The sequence below is a fragment of the Paraburkholderia mimosarum LMG 23256 = NBRC 106338 genome (genome assembly GCF_000739815.1).
GTDB lineage: Bacteria > Pseudomonadota > Gammaproteobacteria > Burkholderiales > Burkholderiaceae > Paraburkholderia > Paraburkholderia mimosarum.
The window spans coordinates 1-16,758 of record NZ_BBJJ01000018.1 but is presented as its reverse complement, the minus strand read 5'-3'; the positions used below and the strand labels follow the sequence as shown (position 1 = coordinate 16,758).

General features: G+C 63.0%; 15 protein-coding genes. 9 read left to right on the top strand and 6 right to left on the bottom strand.

Annotated features, from left to right (window positions below; all coding sequences use genetic code 11):
* Positions 1-3 precede the first annotated feature (3 nt).
* From BMI01S_RS15340 to BMI01S_RS15325, 4 genes are all read left to right on the top strand, one after another.
* Positions 4-810 (top strand): enoyl-CoA hydratase/isomerase family protein, encoded by an 807-nt coding sequence (locus BMI01S_RS15340; RefSeq protein ID WP_028230977.1) that lies wholly within the window; start codon positions 4-6, stop codon positions 808-810.
* A 47-nt stretch (positions 811-857) separates the two neighbouring features.
* Entirely contained in the window at positions 858-2,579 is a 1,722-nt protein-coding gene (locus tag BMI01S_RS15335; RefSeq protein WP_028213731.1) for a GMC family oxidoreductase, read from the top strand.
* A gap of 68 nt (positions 2,580-2,647) precedes the next feature.
* A complete protein-coding gene (locus BMI01S_RS15330) occupies positions 2,648-4,024 on the top strand; it encodes an MFS transporter (RefSeq protein ID WP_028230976.1) in 1,377 nt (458 codons plus the stop codon).
* A 62-nt stretch (positions 4,025-4,086) separates the two neighbouring features.
* Positions 4,087-4,788, top strand: a complete 702-nt coding sequence (locus BMI01S_RS15325) for a sterol desaturase family protein (RefSeq protein WP_028213729.1) — start codon at positions 4,087-4,089, stop codon at positions 4,786-4,788.
* Here BMI01S_RS15325 and BMI01S_RS15320 read toward each other — a convergent pair.
* A complete protein-coding gene (locus BMI01S_RS15320) occupies positions 4,785-5,705 on the bottom strand; it encodes a LysR family transcriptional regulator (protein WP_028213728.1) in 921 nt (306 codons plus the stop codon). The two genes, BMI01S_RS15325 and BMI01S_RS15320, sit on opposite strands and share 4 nt — an antisense overlap.
* Before the next feature lie 63 nt (positions 5,706-5,768).
* The gene (locus BMI01S_RS15315) at positions 5,769-6,209 is read right to left on the bottom strand and encodes a DUF488 domain-containing protein (protein ID WP_028230975.1); all 441 of its coding nucleotides are present in this window, start codon (positions 6,207-6,209) and stop codon (positions 5,769-5,771) included.
* Between the two features lie 489 nt (positions 6,210-6,698).
* On the opposite strand from BMI01S_RS15315, the gene BMI01S_RS15310 reads away from it, so the two are divergent.
* Positions 6,699-7,286: a winged helix DNA-binding protein gene (locus BMI01S_RS15310; RefSeq protein WP_028213726.1), complete on the top strand. Its 588-nt coding sequence runs from the start codon at positions 6,699-6,701 to the stop codon at positions 7,284-7,286.
* A 49-nt stretch (positions 7,287-7,335) separates the two neighbouring features.
* On the opposite strand, the gene BMI01S_RS15305 is transcribed toward BMI01S_RS15310, so the two are convergent.
* From BMI01S_RS15305 to BMI01S_RS15290, 4 genes are read right to left on the bottom strand one after another with little or no spacing between them, the layout of a single operon-like run.
* Entirely contained in the window at positions 7,336-8,733 is a 1,398-nt protein-coding gene (locus BMI01S_RS15305) for an amidase (protein ID WP_028213725.1), read from the bottom strand.
* Between the two features lie 21 nt (positions 8,734-8,754).
* Complete coding sequence (locus BMI01S_RS15300) at positions 8,755-10,080, bottom strand: M20 family metallopeptidase (RefSeq protein ID WP_028230974.1); 1,326 nt, start codon at positions 10,078-10,080, stop codon at positions 8,755-8,757.
* Positions 10,081-10,107: 27 nt separating this feature from the next.
* The gene (locus BMI01S_RS15295; protein WP_028230973.1) at positions 10,108-11,130 is read right to left on the bottom strand and encodes a ring-hydroxylating dioxygenase ferredoxin reductase family protein; all 1,023 of its coding nucleotides are present in this window, start codon (positions 11,128-11,130) and stop codon (positions 10,108-10,110) included.
* Between the two features lie 30 nt (positions 11,131-11,160).
* Positions 11,161-12,510: a Rieske 2Fe-2S domain-containing protein gene (locus BMI01S_RS15290; RefSeq protein WP_028213722.1), complete on the bottom strand. Its 1,350-nt coding sequence runs from the start codon at positions 12,508-12,510 to the stop codon at positions 11,161-11,163.
* Between the two features lie 373 nt (positions 12,511-12,883).
* Here BMI01S_RS15290 and BMI01S_RS15285 point away from each other — a divergent pair, with 373 nt between their 5' ends.
* The 4 genes from BMI01S_RS15285 (at position 12,884) to BMI01S_RS15270 (ending at position 16,328) form a co-directional block, all read left to right on the top strand.
* A complete protein-coding gene (locus tag BMI01S_RS15285) occupies positions 12,884-13,999 on the top strand; it encodes an alcohol dehydrogenase catalytic domain-containing protein (RefSeq protein WP_208460986.1) in 1,116 nt (371 codons plus the stop codon).
* Positions 14,000-14,028: 29 nt separating this feature from the next.
* On the top strand, positions 14,029-14,565 hold the full coding sequence (locus BMI01S_RS15280; RefSeq protein WP_028230971.1) for a cupin domain-containing protein: 537 nt from the start codon (positions 14,029-14,031) through the stop codon (positions 14,563-14,565).
* 34 nt (positions 14,566-14,599) lie between these two features.
* On the top strand, positions 14,600-15,109 hold the full coding sequence (locus BMI01S_RS15275; RefSeq protein WP_028213719.1) for a bacteriohemerythrin: 510 nt from the start codon (positions 14,600-14,602) through the stop codon (positions 15,107-15,109).
* Between the two features lie 130 nt (positions 15,110-15,239).
* Positions 15,240-16,328: a porin gene (locus tag BMI01S_RS15270; protein ID WP_341809839.1), complete on the top strand. Its 1,089-nt coding sequence runs from the start codon at positions 15,240-15,242 to the stop codon at positions 16,326-16,328.
* Positions 16,329-16,758: the final 430 nt, after the last annotated feature.

Below are 16,758 nucleotides of genomic sequence, written 5' to 3'. Positions count from 1 at the left end.
ACAATGAGTGATCTCAACCATCGCGGCCAGACGCTGCTGCAAGACCTCGACGGCTTCTCGGCCGAAATCGACGCGCAGCGCGAGCGCGCGGACATCATCCTGCATCGCCCGCCGTTCAACGTCATTTCGATGCACGCACGCGACCAGTTGCGCGCCGTTTTCGAAGCCCTCGACGAGGACGACCGCGTGCGCGTGATCGTCGTGCGCGCGAAGGGCGAGCACTTCTCGAGCGGCGGCGACATCAAGGGCTTTCTGGAAGCATCGCCGGAACATGTGTCGAAGCTCGCCTGGAACATCGCGGCGCCCGCGCGCTGCTCCAAGCCGGTGATCGCGGCCAATCGCGGCTTCTGCTTCGGCGTGGGCTTCGAGTTGTCGCTGGCGTGCGATTTCCGCATCGTCACCGATACGACCTTCTATGCGTTGCCGGAGCAGAAGCTCGGCCAGATTCCCGGCTCGGGCGGCTCGGCGCGTTTGCAGTCGATGGTCGGCATCGGCCGCACGAAGGACATCGTGATGCGCTCGCGCCGCATTCCGGGCAAACAGGCGTACGAGTGGGGCATCGCCGTCGAATGCGTCGCGGACGCGGAACTCGAATCGGCGACGGACGCGCTCGTCGACGAACTGCGCGCGTTCTCTCCGCTCGCGCAGCGCACCGCGAAGAAGCTACTGAACGATTCGGAAGACGCGCCGCTCTCGATCGCGATCGAACTCGAAGGACATTGCTATAGCCGTCTGCGCGCGTCGGACGATTTCCGTGAAGGCGTCGAAGCGTTTCATGGCAAGCGCAAGCCGGTGTTTCGCGGCAACTGATATACCTGACACGCCGCACGGCGGACGAGAGAAGAGGAGACAACGCGATGGATCGCTTCGACTACGTGATCGTTGGCGGCGGCTCGGCGGGATGCGTGCTTGCGCATCGACTGTCGGCCCAGCCGTCGGTGCGCGTCGCGCTGATCGAGGCGGGCGCCGACACGCCGCCGGGCGCGGTGCCCGCGGCGATTCTCGACAGCTACCCGATGCCCGTCTTCTGCGGCGACACGTACATCTGGCCCGATCTGAAAGCGAAAGCCGCGCGGCAGGCCGCGCCGCGCGTCTACGAGCAGGGCCGCGTGATGGGCGGCGGCTCGAGCATCAACGTGCAGTCGGCCAATCGCGGCCTGCCGCGCGACTACGACGAATGGGCCGCTAACGGCGCCGAAGGCTGGTCGTGGCGCGACGTGCTGCCGTACTTTCGCAGGCTCGAACGCGACGTGGACTTTCCCGGCGGCGAATTGCACGGCAGCGACGGTCCCGTGCCGATCCGCCGCATCATGCCGGAGGACTGGCCGGCGTTCTGTCATGCATTCGCGAAGGGGTTGCGCGCGAACGGCCTCGCCGAACTTCAGGACCAGAACGGCGAATTCGGCGACGGATTCTTTCCGGGCGCGTTCTCGAACATCGACGACAAGCGCGTATCGACGGCCATCGCCTATCTCGACGAAGCCACGCGCAAGCGCCCGAATCTCAGCATCTATTCGAATCTGCGCGTCGAACGCATCGTGATGGAAGGCGCGACGGCGCTCGGTGTCGTCGCGATGGCGGCGAATGGCGAGCGCGTGCGTTTCTATGCAGGCGAAGTCGTGCTGAGCGCGGGCGCGTTGCAGTCGCCCGCGATGCTGATGCGCGCCGGTATCGGCGATGCGCGCGAACTCATCGGGATGGGTATCCCGTGTGCGGTGGATTTGCCGGGCGTCGGACGCAATCTGCAGGATCATCCGTCGCTCACGTTCTGTCATTTTCTCGAACCGCGCTTTCGCATGCCGCTAGCACGCCGCCGCGCGAGCATGATGGCCGCGCGCATGAGTTCGGGCGTCGCGGGCTGCGACGAGTCGGACCTGTATCTGTCGAGTGCGACGCGCGCCGCGTGGCATGCGCTCGGCAACCGGCTCGGCCTGTTTTTCCTGTGGTGCAACCGGCCGTATTCGCGTGGCCGCGTGCAACTGGCGTCGCCCGAGGCGGCCGTTGCGCCGCGCGTCGATCTGAATCTGCTCGACGACGAACGCGATCTGCAACGGCTCGCCGCCGGCGTGCGGATGCTGGCGCGCGTCGTCGATGCATCCGGTCTTGGCCGCGATTCGCGTGACTTCTTCCCGGCCGCATTCTCGCCGCGGGTGAAGGCGCTGAGCAAGGTCGGCGAAGGCAATGCGCTTCTGACTTCGATCCTCGGAGCGCTGCTCGACACACCGGCGCCGCTGCGGCGTTTGCTGATCGAACGCTTCTTCACGCGCGGCCTGAAGATGACTTCGCTGATCCACGACGACCGCGCGCTCGCCGATTTCATCCGCGCGAACGTGTTCGGCGTGTGGCATGCGAGCGGCACCTGCCGTATGGGTGGCGCGCAGGACTGCGACGCCGTCACCGACACGGAAGGCCGCGTGCGAGGCACACGAGGGCTGCGCGTCGTGGATGCATCGCTGATGCCGCGACTGCCATCGGCGAATACGAACATACCGACCATCATGATCGCCGAGAAAATCGCCGATGCGATGGTTGCCCAGCGACGGGCGAGCGTGGCATCGCCGTTCGCCGCCGCCCACTGACGATTTTTCAACCTCGAACAAGAGCACGCGTCCGACAAAGCGTGCCTGTGAGACACAAGGAGATGCAAATGTCTGTAGCAGCGCAAGACGGGGCCACCGTGCTTCCGGTTAGTCAGCGGCAGGTCATGGGCGCGGTGTTGGCGTCGTGCATGGGCTGGGCGCTCGATCTGTTCGACCTGTTCGTGTTGTTGTACGTCGCGCCGATCGTCGGGCGTCTGTTCTTCCCGTCCGAGCACGCGATGCTTTCGCTCGCTGCGGTCTACGCGTCCTTCGCGGTGACGCTGCTGATGCGGCCGCTCGGCTCCGCGCTCTTCGGCTCTTACGCGGACCGTCACGGCCGCAAGGGCGCGATGATCCTCGCGGTCGTCGGCGTCGGCGTGTCGACGGCGGCCTTCGGCGTGCTGCCGACGGTCGCCCAGGCGGGCATCGTCGCGCCGGTGTTGTTCTTGCTGCTGCGTCTCGTGCAGGGCGTGTTCGTCGGCGGCGTGGTCGCATCCACGCATACCATTGGCACCGAATCGGTCGCGCCGAAGTATCGCGGCGCGGTGTCGGGGCTGATCGGCGGCGGCGGCGCGGGACTCGGCGCGCTGCTCGCTTCAGTAACGTTCCTCGCGATGTCGGCGCTTTTCCCCGGCGATGCCTTTGACGTATGGGGCTGGCGCTGCATGTTCTTCACCGGCATCATCAGCTCGCTGCTTGGTCTCTTCGTGTTCAACAGCCTTGAAGAGTCGCCTCTGTGGAAGAAGCTCGCCGCCGAAAAGGCCGCGAGGGCCACCGCGCAGGTCAGGAGCGCGACCGTCGAAGTGGCGCGCTCGCCGATCCGCACGCTTTTCTCGCGTGAATATCGCAGCGTGCTGTTCGTCAATCTGCTGCTGACTATCGGCGGCGGCAGCGGCTACTACCTCACATCGGGCTATCTGCCGACCTTCCTCAAAGTCGTGAGTCATGCGCCGAACGGTGCCGCTGCCGCGATCCTGATGATCTGCAGCGTGGCCGTGGTGATCGCTTCGGTCGCGGCAGGGCACGTGAGTACGTTCATCGGACGCAAGGGCGCGTTCATCTTGATCGGCATTATCCGGCTCATCGCGTTGCCCGCGCTGTTTTTGCTGCTGCCTACCGCGGACAGCATCATGATGGTCGGCGTCTATGCAGTCCTTCTCAGCGCGCTCGGCAGCGCCGGCTATGCGCCGATCCTGATCTTCCTGAACGAACGCTTCCCGACCGCGATCCGCGCGACGGGCACGGGCCTTTCGTGGAATATCGGCTTCGCGATCGGCGGAATGATGCCGACGGCCGTGTCGCTGGTGGCGAAGGACGCGACTCAGTTGCCGATGACGCTAGCCATCTTCGTCGGCGCGATCAGCGTGATCTTTCTCGTGGGCGCATTCGTCGTGCCCGAGACGCTCGGCAAGCTCGAAGACGGTTCCGCGCGCAGTCCTTCCTGAGTCATTGGGTATAACGGCGGACGCCAACGGGCGCACGCCTTTCACAACAGTTGGAGATATCGATGAAATACGAAGAAGACGTTCGTGCGCGTTCTTACAAGTTCCGTGACGAGTATGTCAATGCCACGCCATGGTGGTATCGCGGTGAAATGCACCTCGGCTTCACCTTGCTCTTCACCGGCGGCGTGATCGTGTATTGCCTGATGCAGCTTCATGCACCGACGCTCGCCGAATGGCTGGCGGTCATTCCGCTCTTTCTGTTCGGCAACTGGGCGGAATGGGCGGCGCACCGCTACGTGCTGCATCGTCCGACGAAGTATTTCAGCATGATCTACAAGCGCCATTGCGCCGTCCATCACCGGTTCTTCACGCATGTGACGCTTGAATACAAGGGCCACCGTCACTGGCGCGCGCTGCTGTTTCCGCCTTTTGCGCCGGTTGCGTTCGTGCTGGCGGCCGTGCCGTTCGCGCTCGTGATCGGGTTCGTATTCTCCCGCAACGCAGGCTATATCGCGCTGCTCACGATGGCGGCGTACTTTCTGATGTACGAGGGCCTGCATACGCTCTCACACGTCACCGACAGCCCGTTCCTCGACCGCGTTCCGCTCGTCAACACAGTGCGGCGCCTGCACGCCACACACCACGATCCCGAAGTGATGGCGACACAGAACTTCAACCTCACGTTCCCGATCTGCGACACGCTGTTCGGCACGCGCAGCGACGTTCCGGGTAGTGCGCGCGAACCGTTGGAACGCGGCCGCTAAGGCGCTTGTTTCCCCAAAACACCCGTCGTCACGCGCTTTATCTCATCAGTGATGATCGTGATGAGCGCCTGGGCGGCCGGCCCGATCGGCCGCTTCGGATGCGTGACCTGAATGATGTGGCGCACGATCGGCGGCGACGCGATCCTGCGTGCGCGCAAGCGCCCTTCGTCCACTTTCGCCTGCACGACGACGCGCGGCAGGATTGTCGCGACACTGCTCTGCTCAACGAACTGCACGATGGTGCTGAGCAGATCGATCTCGAACTTCGGCTGGATGACGACGTCAGCCGCCATCAGCGCGGCATCGAGCGCGCCTCGCAGGCCGTTGCGGCGCGTGGGCAGCACGAATTCGATGCCCGACTGCTGCGTGAGATCGATCTCGTCGGGCAGCTTTGGGCCTTGTACCACGCTCGTCACCAGCACCATTTCTTCGACGAGCAAAGGCTCTACGTGGAGCGTCAGCCGCCCGCGCGGCTTGTTGATGATGGCGGCATCGAGCCGGCCAGTTTCGACAGCGTCGATCAGTTGCGCGCTGAAGCCATCGGCGACGGAGACTTCGACTTGCGGGAAAAGCGCATCGAATCTGGCGAGCGATTCGGGCAATACGCTCTGCGCCTCCGACGACACCATCCCTAGCGACACGCGGCCCGTCACGATGACATCGCGACGACTCAGGTGCTCGCGTGCGTGGTCGATGTCGCGCATGATCGGCGTGTAAAGGCGGTACATCAACCGTGCGGCTTCGGTCGGCGCCATGCCGTGCGGCCCACGCTCGAAGAGCTTCTGCCGGATCTCCGTTTCGAGCTTGGCGATCTGCATGCTGAGCGCCGGTTGCGCGATGTTGAGCCGCCTGGCGGCGCGCGTGACGGTGCCTTCTTCGAAAAGCGCGATGAAGTAGTGGATCTGCTTCAGTTCCATGGGACAGGGCTCTATGAACCTGATTCGCAGGCGAGCTGGACGATTACGCTAGCTGCGTGCGTACTAGAAAAGGTGCGTTACCTTCAGGTTGTCGTCCCACCAGAGGTTCAGATATTCAACGGCAATTCTGCGATGGCAGTATTGCGGGCTGTCTTCGCTGCACAACAGGCACGCCCTGTCGAACAATGCAACATCGAGGTTACGCTCTACGCGGCGCTTCGCCAAAAGCTCGATGTATTCAGCGGCGTAGCTGTCCCAGTTCAGCTCCTTTCTCTGATATCGCTTGAGCATTTGCTTCTCAGGTGCCAGGTCGCGTAGCTCCAGATAAACCGCGCCAACAAGTTGCGATAAGAAATATTCAAGGTCCGGCTTCTTTGCGAACCCTGCGAGCTGCGATGTATTGTTCACTCGAACGTCGAGCAGCGCACGCACTTCCGCCTGACGCAATAGACCGAAGAACTTCTCGGCGGACTTGTTGGTGAATCCAATCGTTGCCACGTCCATTTCCGCATTCCTTGTTCACTGAGGGCCCGTCGCCCGGCGGCCGCGCGATGCGGAATCCGCGCCGGCCGCCGTTCGCCCGGGTAACGGGCGAAGGCCGTATCGTCGCTCGCGCAATTTGATGCACCGTTCCCGCGAGTCTAACTCTGCGTCGCCGCGGGCGGTTATTCCGCTGACGGTTGGTCGAGGTGCGCAGGGCAGGTACGGTCCTGTGGTCCAACGCTGGTGCACACGACAATCAAAGTCGAGGGGCTCGTCAACGGGCTTGCGCGCGTTGCGGCTCGGCCCGGAGCAACTGGATCTGCGCCGGCGTGTGGGCAATGGCGGAAAAGGCGGCCACCAGGGATTGCGCCAGGTTCACATTTCATTGTTAAACTGTCCATTGTTAATCAGTAGACAGTTGATCGAAGGTGCCGGGGTAGTTGCGATTGGGAAGCAGACAGTCGCATGCACGAGGCCGGGACCTCTACACCTCTTTTTTGCGAGTTCGGAATGGAAGCGAAGTTCTATCGCGGGTGGCATCTGGCCAAAACCGACATGGAGTACCAGGCGACGGAGTTCGAATGGTCGCTGATACGTTTTTATGAAGCGTTTTCGCGCTTCGTCCTGTCGACAGGCATGATTACCATTGCGGCGGATGTCGACATCAAATACCAGGAACACGTGATCCTGCACGTGATCCGCATGCAGGACCGCCCCAAAAACAGCGCGACGATTGCGCGATTGATGAACCGGGACGACATCCCCAATATCCAGTACAGCCTCAGAAAGCTCGAAGCGGCCGGTCTCATCGAAAAGCTGAAGGACAAGAACAGCAAGACCTACTCCTATGTGGCGAGCGAACTGGGCGTGAAGCTCACCGACGAGTATTACAAGGTCCGGCAGGAAATTCTCGTCAAGCGCCTCGAGGAAATCACCGACGTCGCGGACAAGTTCGAAAAGGGCGCACGTTTCATGTCGCTTCTCACGGGCATCTATGAAGAGGCGGCGCGCGATTCCGCGACCATTACGCCACAGATCCTCGAGGCTGCGCCCACACCCAAGCCGGCCCGCAAGACGCGCAAGACGTCCGGGGGCTGAGGCCTGGTCTTGCCGGGCAGCAGTCCCCCGGTCATAGCCAGCACGGGAGTCAGTCCAGCGGACGTGCGCGGTGCCAGTCAGTGGCGCGCTGCCAGGCCATGCCGGCCCGGCACAGCGTCGCTTCCGCGCCGTGGGCGGCCACGAACTGGAAGCCGATCGGCAGTCCGTCAGGCGTGAATCCGCACGGTAGCGCCATGCCCGGATGTCCCGTCGAATTGAACGGCGCCGTGAACTGGATCAGCCGCGCATTGAGGTCGGGATCCTGCGCGAGCGCGCCCAACTGCTCGTGCGTGGGTGCCGCGAATGGCTGCACCGGCGCGACCAGCAGATCGATATCCTTCATCACCTGGTTGACCCTGCCGCGTAGCGCGGCACGATTGAGCAGCACCTGCTGATAGCGCAGCGCGCTGGTTTCGTGTCCGATCTGGATCAGACGGGTCAGGGCCGGACCGTATTCGGCGGCGCGGCGCGGCCAGGTGTCGGCGTGCGCGAGCGCGACCTGCACGCCGCAGTCTTCCTGCCATTCGTCGACCACGGTTCGAACCGCAGGGAAACGCACCTCGCGAATCTCGGCGCCAAGTTCCCGGAGCACCTCGAGCACGCGTTCGAGCGCCTCGACGATTACGGCATCGGTGCCCTCGGTGTTCCAGGCGGGATCGATGCCGATACGCAGGCCGCGCAGATCCCCGGCGTCCTCTGGCAGCGCCAGGCGTTCCTCCGGCAGCGAAGTCGGGTCGAGCGGATCGTGGCCGGCGATCACGCCAAGCATGAGCGCGGCGTCGGCCGCATTGCGCGCCATCGGGCCAACGTGATCGAGGCTCGCGCCCAGCTCGAAGGTGCCGTGCCGGCTCACGCGGCCCCAGGTCGGCTTGATGCCGGTCAGGCCGTTTGCCGCCGACGGGAAGCGGATCGAGCCGCCAGTATCAGTGCCGAGCGCGCCGTAGCAAAGGCCGGCGGCTGTAGCCACGCCCGAGCCGCTCGACGAGGCGCCGGCCCAGTGGTTCCCGTGCCACGGGTTGACCGGTTCGGCGATGGTCGGATGATGTGTGGCGAATGCGCCTTCGGTCATCTGTAGCTTGCCGAGCATGATCGCGCCGGCTTCGCGCAGACGTTTGACCACGGTTGCATCCTCGCACGGCACGAAGCCTTTGTGGATCGTGGTGCCTGCCGCAGTGGGTACGGCGGCAGTCCAGAACAGATCCTTGATGCCGAGCGGCACGCCATGCAGCGGGCCGAGCGCTTCGCCCGCGAGCACCTTGCGTTCGGCTTGGCTGGCGTCGGCGAGCGCCTGCTCGTGCATCACGAGCGCATAGCTGTGCAGCGTTGGCTCGAGCCGTTCGATGCGCTCGAGCATGGCGCGCGTGACTTCGACGGGTGAGATGTCGCGAGCGCGGATCATCTGTGCGAGCGTGCGGATATCCAGGTAATGCAATTCGGAATTTGACATGATCAGGTCCGGACGAAGGGTTTAAAGACCGAGTTCCGCGCGCGGCCGCGTAAGCGTATCGATCAGCGCGTACAGGATCTTGTGGGCGCACGGCATGAGATCGGGGATATAGGTGGCGCCCATGCCGCCGAGCCCCTCGGCGAGCGGTTCGGGCGAGCCTTCGGCGGGCCACGGCCAGCCGATCCGGGCGGTCGGGATCCCGAAGCGCCGCAGCGCGGCCCCGTCGGTCTGCCCGCCAAGATAGTCGGGCGTCGGATGCGGGCGCTGTTCGATATGCTCCCAGCCGCGGCGCGCGGACTGGATGATCCAGTTGTCGGGCTCGGTCGTGCCGCCCGGCACCGAACCGTACATTTCCCAGTCCAGATCGAAATCGGGGTGGCGTGCCTGCAGCCCGGTCATGAATGCCGCGAACTGTGCCTTGATCTCGCCTGGGCTCGTTCGTGGATTGATACGCACATCGAAGAAAATTTCCGTGACCGCCGACGGGAACGCCGGACGTTCGGGCCAGCCGCCCTGGACGCCTGCAATCCAGCCGTGCGGCTTGACCACACCGGAGGTATTGCGCTCGGCATACTCGATCAGCCATTGCTCGAGTTCGAGAATCACCCGCGCGGCGGGCACGACCGAGCTGCGGAAGCCAGGCGTCCCGCGCGGCACGCCCGCATAGCCGAGCGTGCCCTTGACCTTGACCTTGAACCAGCCCATGCCCGGCTCTTCGTGATAGACCCAGTTCCACGGCTTCATCACGATCGCGAAGTCGGGCGCCACGCCGCGGCTCAGCAGATGGGTGACGCCGGCCGACATGCCGGCCTGGTCGCGTGCGGCGACGTCGACAGGCATGCCGCCATCGGCCATCGCGACGATCAGGTCCCCCGTCAGTGGCACATCGGCTTCGATCAGCGCGGTCGCCACCTCGGTCAGGGTGGCGATCATGCCTTTCGGATTGGAGGCACCGAGCCCGAACACCCAGTCGCCCTCCATGCGCGCCTGCGGTTTCAGATCGACGTGCTCGGGCGGTCCGACCCATGGGTTGTCGGTTGCATCGCCTTCGAGGTGCGTGTCGATCGGCGCGTACAGCATCACGGAGGCGCCGCCGCCGCTGCCGCGCTTCTCGCCCACCACATTGCCGGTCCGTTCGTTCATGCGGCGGTAGCTGGCGTTCATGCCGATGTTGCCGAGATGGCGCGCCATGAACTCGCTGGCCTCGCGGGCCGCGCCGGTAGGGCTGTGGATGTCCGTCAAATCGAACAGCAGCCGTTGCAGGCGGCCCGGATCGAGCCGGGCGCAGGCGCGTTCGTACCAGACCTGCTGTTCAGGAGAGAAGGGCAACGGTTTCGTTGTCAGCAAGACGTACCTCTGCATTCACAAGTGCGATCAGTTCGATGGAGAAAACTGCTCGGCGTAGATGTTTTCCGGGCGCAAGCCGAGTTCGGTCAGCCTGAGCGTGGCGGCTTCGATCATGCGCGGCGGCCCGCACAGATAGGCGACGGTGTCGGGGTGCGTGACGTCGTCGGCGCTCAGCGCATCGACCGGATTGCCTCGCAGGAAATCGCCGGTGGGGTTGTGGTCGACCGAAATGCGCGCGTCCAGCTGCGGCAGCCAGTGCTTGCGCAGATCGATGTCGTCGAGGCAGAACAGCTGCTCGGGAGTCGCGCATCCGAAGCTCAGCAGTACCGATGGTTTGCGTCCCGACTTGCGGCGGATCGTGTCGATCATCGACATGATGGGCGCGAGACCCGTACCGCCCGCCACCATGATGTGCGGCGCCGGGACTTTCTCGCGCAGATAGAAGTTGCCGAATGGGCCTTCGATCTCGATCACGTCGTCGGGCTGCGCCCGATTCTCGAGCCATGACGACATCACGCCGTCCTCGAGCAGGCGCACCAGTAGTTCGATTTTCGGCAGGTCGGCCGCAGTGCTCGACGGCGAGTAGCTGCGCGTCACATCCGTGCCCGGAACGCGAACCTGGATGAACTGGCCGGGGCGGAAATCGAGCCACGAGCCTTCGGCCAGTTCGAGCGAGACGCGCACCGCGTTCGGGGCGATTTTCTCGATGCTGTCCACGAAAGCATGCGCCTTGACGGCCTTTGTCGACCCCACAGCGCTCTCGTAGTTCAGCGAGAACGTGCAATCGCTTTCGGGCTCGGTTACGCACAGCAGACGCTCGCCGGCGTCGAACTCGCTCTTGAGCAGAGTCGAGCTCGCACCGGCGCGCAGGCCAGCCTGGCCTTCCACCAGATGCGCCATACAGCTCGAGCAGGAGCCAGAGCGGCACTGGTGGAGGACCGGGGCGCCCGCGGCGAGAGCGGCATCAAGCACGCTCTCGCCAGGCTGCACGGCAACCGATGTCTCCTGTCCGTCGCGGAATTTCAGAGTGACATGTTTAACGGATGACATACGGGTACCTTGATACGGAAGAATTACGGATTACTTATCGTCTTCTTCGATCTTCTCGACGAAGTAGCCGGGTGCCTTACCCTCTGCGGTGCGCTTCATGCGGATCGCGCCCGCCTTGATCGCGCCATCCACGCCGCGTCCCGGTTTGGCGATGCCGCGGTTCCAGCGCGATGCGATCTTGCGCCACGTAATCGGCGAGACGTCGGTCGCCACCAGCTGTTCGTCATCCCAGCCGGTGCCGTCGGCATAGAAGTCGTGCATGGCTTCGCGCGCGTAGAGGTCGCAGTCGTTGAAGCCGTGCAGGCACAGCGGCTTGAAGAAGTACTCGTAGCGATAGTTGAAGTCCTTGCGCTCCTTCTCGGTCGGGCACACACGCGCCAGGATTTCCCAGTACTCGTAGGTGTCGTCGGTGATCGGCACGTACCACTCGAACTGCACGACATGCTCTTCCGGCCAGTTCTCGACCATCAGCACGCCGGGCAGGAATACCGAGGTGCGGTACGGCCGTGCGACCGGGTTGCTGATTTCGAGACCGACCGTCTCGTTCTTGAGGATCGGCGCCCACTTCTCGGTGAACAGCCACTGCACCAGGCCTTTCGGACCATTCTCGTCTTCCACCGCTGCGATGCAGTCATCGGCAGCGGGCACGATGCCGAGCGGCAGCACCCAGTCCTTGGCGTGGATGATGGCGTTGTCCTTGTGGACCAGGATGTGGGCGTTGTCAAAGCCGTTCTCGCAGGCGATACGCCAGTTTGCGAAACCGGTGCGGTGCATGCCGCGCGCGACCACGTCCTTGTCGAGCAGGCTGGGTGCCGATGGCCACAGTGGATGCGGGAAGCGTTCGTCGTTCTCCGGGAAGCGGATCGGCAGGTCTGCCGAGAGCGGCGGCACGTCTTCGAGCGGGAAGTCGTCTTCGCGCACGAACACGAAAATCATGCCGGCCACTTCCTCGACCGGATAGGTCGTAACGCCGGTGGTGCCGATCAGCTTGTCGTCCGGGTTGCCAGCGATGGTGGCGAGCTTGCCATCCGCCAGATTGAACGTGAAGCCGTGATACCAGCAGCTGATGGTGTCCTTTGTCAGACACATCGGCTTGGCCGACATGCGCACGCCGCGATGCACGCACTGATCCTTGAGCGCGTAGACCTTGCCGTCGACGCGGCGCAGCACGATCGGAATGCCACAGATCTGGATGCCCTCTACGGCATCTTCTGCCAGCTCATTGCTGAACAGGGCCGGGTACCAATGATTCACGAAGCCCCACGCGGCGTCCTTGTAGGGCTGGTACTGGCTTTGAACCTTGGCGTCGTTGACGCGGGCATCGCTGATGTCGTTCAGACGCGCGCCGCTGCGACGGCGGACGATGGGCGTATCGCTCATTACTGGTATCTCCGGGTTGTTATGGGCTAGCTGTCGCATCGCGACGGAAGCTTGCGTTGCACAGACGGACACGGATATGGACGGCCCCGTGTTCGATGCTGTGCGTGAAGGCTACGGAAATATAAATTGACAGTCAATTTAAATTCAATCAATGTTCGATCGTCTATCCGTGATCGATGGCTTGACCGTCGTCATGGAAATTGACGTGAATCCTTGCTAGATGGCGCTGCCAGCGGACGGATGGCTTGCTTGCAGTCCTCGCATGTGCAGGCCGAATCGGGGTTAATCCCGAGTGGAAGAGGACGCTTCAGACGGTTCGGCGCCCTGCTGCGGCGCTAAGGATTTACCCCGATAAACAAAAGGAGACATCTCAATGAGCACGGCCAATACCATGCGCGCGATGCGCGTTCACGACGCGGGTGGGCGTTTCGTTCTCGACACGATTCCGAAGCCCGATTTGTTGCGGCCGACCGATGTGCTGGTCAGCGTGAAGGCGTCCGGCGTCGTGCCGAACCTGCGCAACGTGATGAGCCACTACGGCGATCGCGCCTACCTCACCGTGCCCGATTTGCCCGCGATCTACGGCCTCGATGCGGCCGGCGTGGTCGCTGAGGTTGGCAGTGCAGTGACAGGTCTGAGCCGCGGCGATCGTGTCTATATCAATCCGGGCCGCTCGTGCGGCTCGTGCCATGCATGTCGTATCGGCGAGCCGATCAACTGCGAGGCGTTCACGTTCCAGGGTTACTTCGGCTTCGGTCCGAAGTCGAAGAACATCTACCGGCAGTACCCGTATGGCGGCTTCTGCGAGTTTGCGACGGCGCCGGCCGATGGCCTCGTCAAGCTGCCAGATGCCGTGAGCTTCGAAACGGCAGCGCGTTTCGGTTATCTCGGTACCGCTTATTCCGGTCTGCGCAAGGCGGGTGTTGGCGCAGGGCGCACGGTGCTGATCGTTGGCGCGACCGGCACGCTGGGCCTGGGTGCAGTGCAGATCGCGCGTGCCATGGGCGCCATCAAGATTCTGTGCGTGGCGCGCAACGAGGCGGTGCTGGCAAAGGTCAAGGCACTCGATCCGCAGCGAATCAGTACGTTTTCGTACGGAACTGGCTCACTGGCCGATTGGGCTCGCCAGGAAACCGGCGGGACCGGAGTCGATGCCGTCGTTGACGCGATTGGTCCCGGCTCACCGCACCAGGTCACGCTCGATGCGATGGCGTCGCTGCGGCGCGGCGGCAAGCTGGTCGAGATCGGTTCGATGACCGATCCGCTGCCGATCGTCATGCACGAAATGATGTGTTCGCAGATCAGCATCATCGGCTCTGTATGGTTCTCCGTCGCCGAAGGTCAGGACCTCGCGAATATGGCCGCGGCCGGCACACTCGATCTCGATGTCTTCGACCACCACCGCTATCAGCTGGATCAGGCTAACGAAGCATTGTCGGACGCCGAGAAGCGTGCGAGCGGCTTCGTCAATGTTGTCATTGTTCAGTAAGGTATCCAAAGTAAATCGAGGAGATCGACATGGTGAGACGTATCGTGACCGGCGAGCAGGACGGCAAGTCGGTATTCGTGGCCGATGGCGAGGTGGAAAGCCGGCATGCCTATGCGGCGGTACCGGGCTTCGAGACCACACAGGTTTGGGCGACGTTCGAGGGGGCTGCCGCATTGCCGCACCCGGGCGGCGATCCGGTGGTCAGCCTGGACTCGACGATTCCTGACCCGCATGGCACGCGCTTCATGATCGTGCAGTTTCCGCCCGACAGCGTGATGGCCTCGCCGGATTTTGATCCGGCCGCGGCGGGTGCTGAGTACGCTGCGAACCTGCCGGGTCTGGCCGAGTGCTTCGAGCCGAACGGCTCAGGTTTCCATCGTACCGAATCGGTGGACTACGACATCATCCTGGCCGGCGAACTGACGCTCGAACTCGATGATGGTCAGGTTCGCCACCTGAAGGCCGGCGATGTCGTGATCCAGAACGGCACCCGTCATGCCTGGCGCAACAGCAGCGCGCAACCGGCCGTGATGGCGGCGATCCTGATCGGTGCCGACCGGAAGTAATGCTCAGAGGGGAAACCAGGTGGAAACGCATACGATGAGTCAGCAAGCTGGACACCACGGGCAGCACCGGCCGCGCGTCGCGCCGCACACTGAAACGCTCGAATGGAGCAGCGCGATGCTGCTGGGCCATGCGCCGATCGACGAGGCTCACGAGGAGTTCGTCGACGTTGTCATGGCGCTGCGCGAGTGCACACAGCACACCGCGCTTGCCTGCCTGCAGGCAGTGGAGACGCATCTGCTGTCCCACTTCGCCGTCGAACTCGAGTGGATGACGAAAACTGGCTTCCCGGCCAGGGAGTGTCATCTCGATGAACATCAGAAAGTGCTCGACGCGGTCCAGCAGGTGAACGCACTGGCGGCGGTTGGGGAAGCGGGGTTGTCGGACGTCAGGAGGCTTGCGCAGGCATTGATCGACTGGTTTCCAGGTCATGCAGATTATATGGACTCCGCTTTGTCTGCCTGGGTCAACAAGAAGCTGCATGGCGGTGCGCCTGTAGTGGTGCGCCGCGATCTGAAGATCGAGACACCGGCTGCGGTGCTTTGATGGGATGCGCAGGAAAAGGGCGGGTCGCGTGACAAGGCGCCGTCACGACGACGTCGGTTTTCGCCCTGTATAAGTCGGGGAAATCAGAGACCCCGATTCGAAAAAAGCAATTATTTGGAGACGCGGTAAATTGGCTAAAGAAAACTTCGTGAAATCTGCGCTGGCCGCTTCGGTCATGTTGTTTGCGGTCGGCGCGCAGGCCCAGAGCAGCGTGACGCTGTACGGTATCGTGGACGGTGGACTTCTCTATCTGAGCAAGACCCGCAATGCCAGCGGTGGCAATGGCGGGAAATTCTTCGGTTTCACCGATAGTGGCCAGATGCCATCATTGTTTGGCCTGCGTGGCGACGAAGATCTGGGCGGGGGTCTTCACGCCGAGTTCAAGCTCGAAAGCGGCATCAATATCGCCAACGGTGGCCTCAACGATTCGAACGGCAACTTTTTCGGCCGTCAAGCATGGGTTGGCTTGAGCGGTAACTTCGGTACCGCGCGCGCGGGTCTGCAATATTCGCCGTTTTTCAATACCGTTTACGCGCTCGATCCGCGCAACATGTCGCAACTCGGCAGTTCGCTTGTGCCGTTCATCGACACTACGGTCGTGACGGCCATCTTCAGCGCCAACGCGCTGACCTACACGAGCCCCGTGCTGGGCGGACTGCAAGCCAGCGTGATGTATGCGCCAGGCGGCGTGGCGGGTAGCTTCAAGACCGGTCGCTCTTACTCTGCCAATCTCTCGTACAACTGGGAGGGGCTTGGTCTCTATGCCGCCTACTATAACGGCATCGAGGGACCTCCCACCGCACCGCTGCCCGATCGGCTTGGAATGATAGGCCGTGTTATCGGCGCCACCTACAAATTCGGCGCGCTGACGACCAAGGCCTCGTTTACCGACTTCAAGATGGCGGGAAGCGGCATCGACTACGATATCTGGAACGGCGGCTTCGCCTGGCAGGCCACGCCAGCACTCAATCTCGATGCCGGCGTCTGGTACACGGTCAACCGCAAAGATACCGACAGCAAATCGCTCGTTGGCGCGCTTGGGGCGACTTATAGTCTGTCGAAACGCACCGGGGTGTACACGCAGGTCGGCGTGGTCAACAACAAGGGCAACCAGAATTTCGGCCTCCAGATTGGCAATGGCGGCAATACGCCTAGCTCGCTGTACGCGCCTTCTGGTACGACCGTTGGCGTCGATATCGGTATCCATCACGTGTTCTGATCGGTTCGGCCCTGCAACGTACGGAACATGGCCGCGATGGGCTGTGCGACCGCGCTGGGACTTGCAGCGGAAGGGGCTGCAGTAGTCCTGGCGGCAGTACCGAGGACAAGCTCGCCGCAGTGAGGGAGGTCACTGCAGCGGGCGGGGTGGCGGAGATCAAGGTTACGGATGCGGCACGGCGCGCCTCGTCTGGCAATGTTTCGTCAATGGGTTTCACCGAGTGGTTGCCGACTACTTGGACTGGCCTGTGGTTCTCAATGGACAACCGCATTCCCGGAGTGATATTCTCCTCGATGATAAGGAAACCTGAACATTATCGTGATGGTGGAAAGCGAATGAATTCCGGAAGCACACAACCGGAATCCGATCGACCCACGAATCCGCCGGTGTTTACCTCGCATTCTGACGGCAGTTGCTGATTGGAGCCTAG

Excerpts from the sequence above, each read along its gene's own strand:
- BMI01S_RS15340 (WP_028230977.1), top strand. The coding sequence starts at position 4 with ATGAGTGATCTCAACCATCGCGGCCAGACGCTGCTGCAAGACCTCGAC.
- BMI01S_RS15335 (WP_028213731.1), top strand. The coding sequence starts at position 858 with ATGGATCGCTTCGACTACGTGATCGTTGGCGGCGGCTCGGCGGGATGC.
- BMI01S_RS15330 (WP_028230976.1), top strand. The coding sequence starts at position 2,648 with ATGTCTGTAGCAGCGCAAGACGGGGCCACCGTGCTTCCGGTTAGTCAG.
- BMI01S_RS15325 (WP_028213729.1), top strand. The coding sequence starts at position 4,087 with ATGAAATACGAAGAAGACGTTCGTGCGCGTTCTTACAAGTTCCGTGAC.
- BMI01S_RS15320 (WP_028213728.1), bottom strand. The coding sequence starts at position 5,705 with ATGGAACTGAAGCAGATCCACTACTTCATCGCGCTTTTCGAAGAAGGC.
- BMI01S_RS15315 (WP_028230975.1), bottom strand. The coding sequence starts at position 6,209 with ATGGACGTGGCAACGATTGGATTCACCAACAAGTCCGCCGAGAAGTTC.
- BMI01S_RS15310 (WP_028213726.1), top strand. The coding sequence starts at position 6,699 with ATGGAAGCGAAGTTCTATCGCGGGTGGCATCTGGCCAAAACCGACATG.
- BMI01S_RS15305 (WP_028213725.1), bottom strand. The coding sequence starts at position 8,733 with ATGTCAAATTCCGAATTGCATTACCTGGATATCCGCACGCTCGCACAG.
- BMI01S_RS15295 (WP_028230973.1), bottom strand. The coding sequence starts at position 11,130 with ATGTCATCCGTTAAACATGTCACTCTGAAATTCCGCGACGGACAGGAG.
- BMI01S_RS15290 (WP_028213722.1), bottom strand. The coding sequence starts at position 12,510 with ATGAGCGATACGCCCATCGTCCGCCGTCGCAGCGGCGCGCGTCTGAAC.
- BMI01S_RS15285 (WP_208460986.1), top strand. The coding sequence starts at position 12,884 with ATGAGCACGGCCAATACCATGCGCGCGATGCGCGTTCACGACGCGGGT.
- BMI01S_RS15280 (WP_028230971.1), top strand. The coding sequence starts at position 14,029 with ATGGTGAGACGTATCGTGACCGGCGAGCAGGACGGCAAGTCGGTATTC.
- BMI01S_RS15275 (WP_028213719.1), top strand. The coding sequence starts at position 14,600 with ATGAGTCAGCAAGCTGGACACCACGGGCAGCACCGGCCGCGCGTCGCG.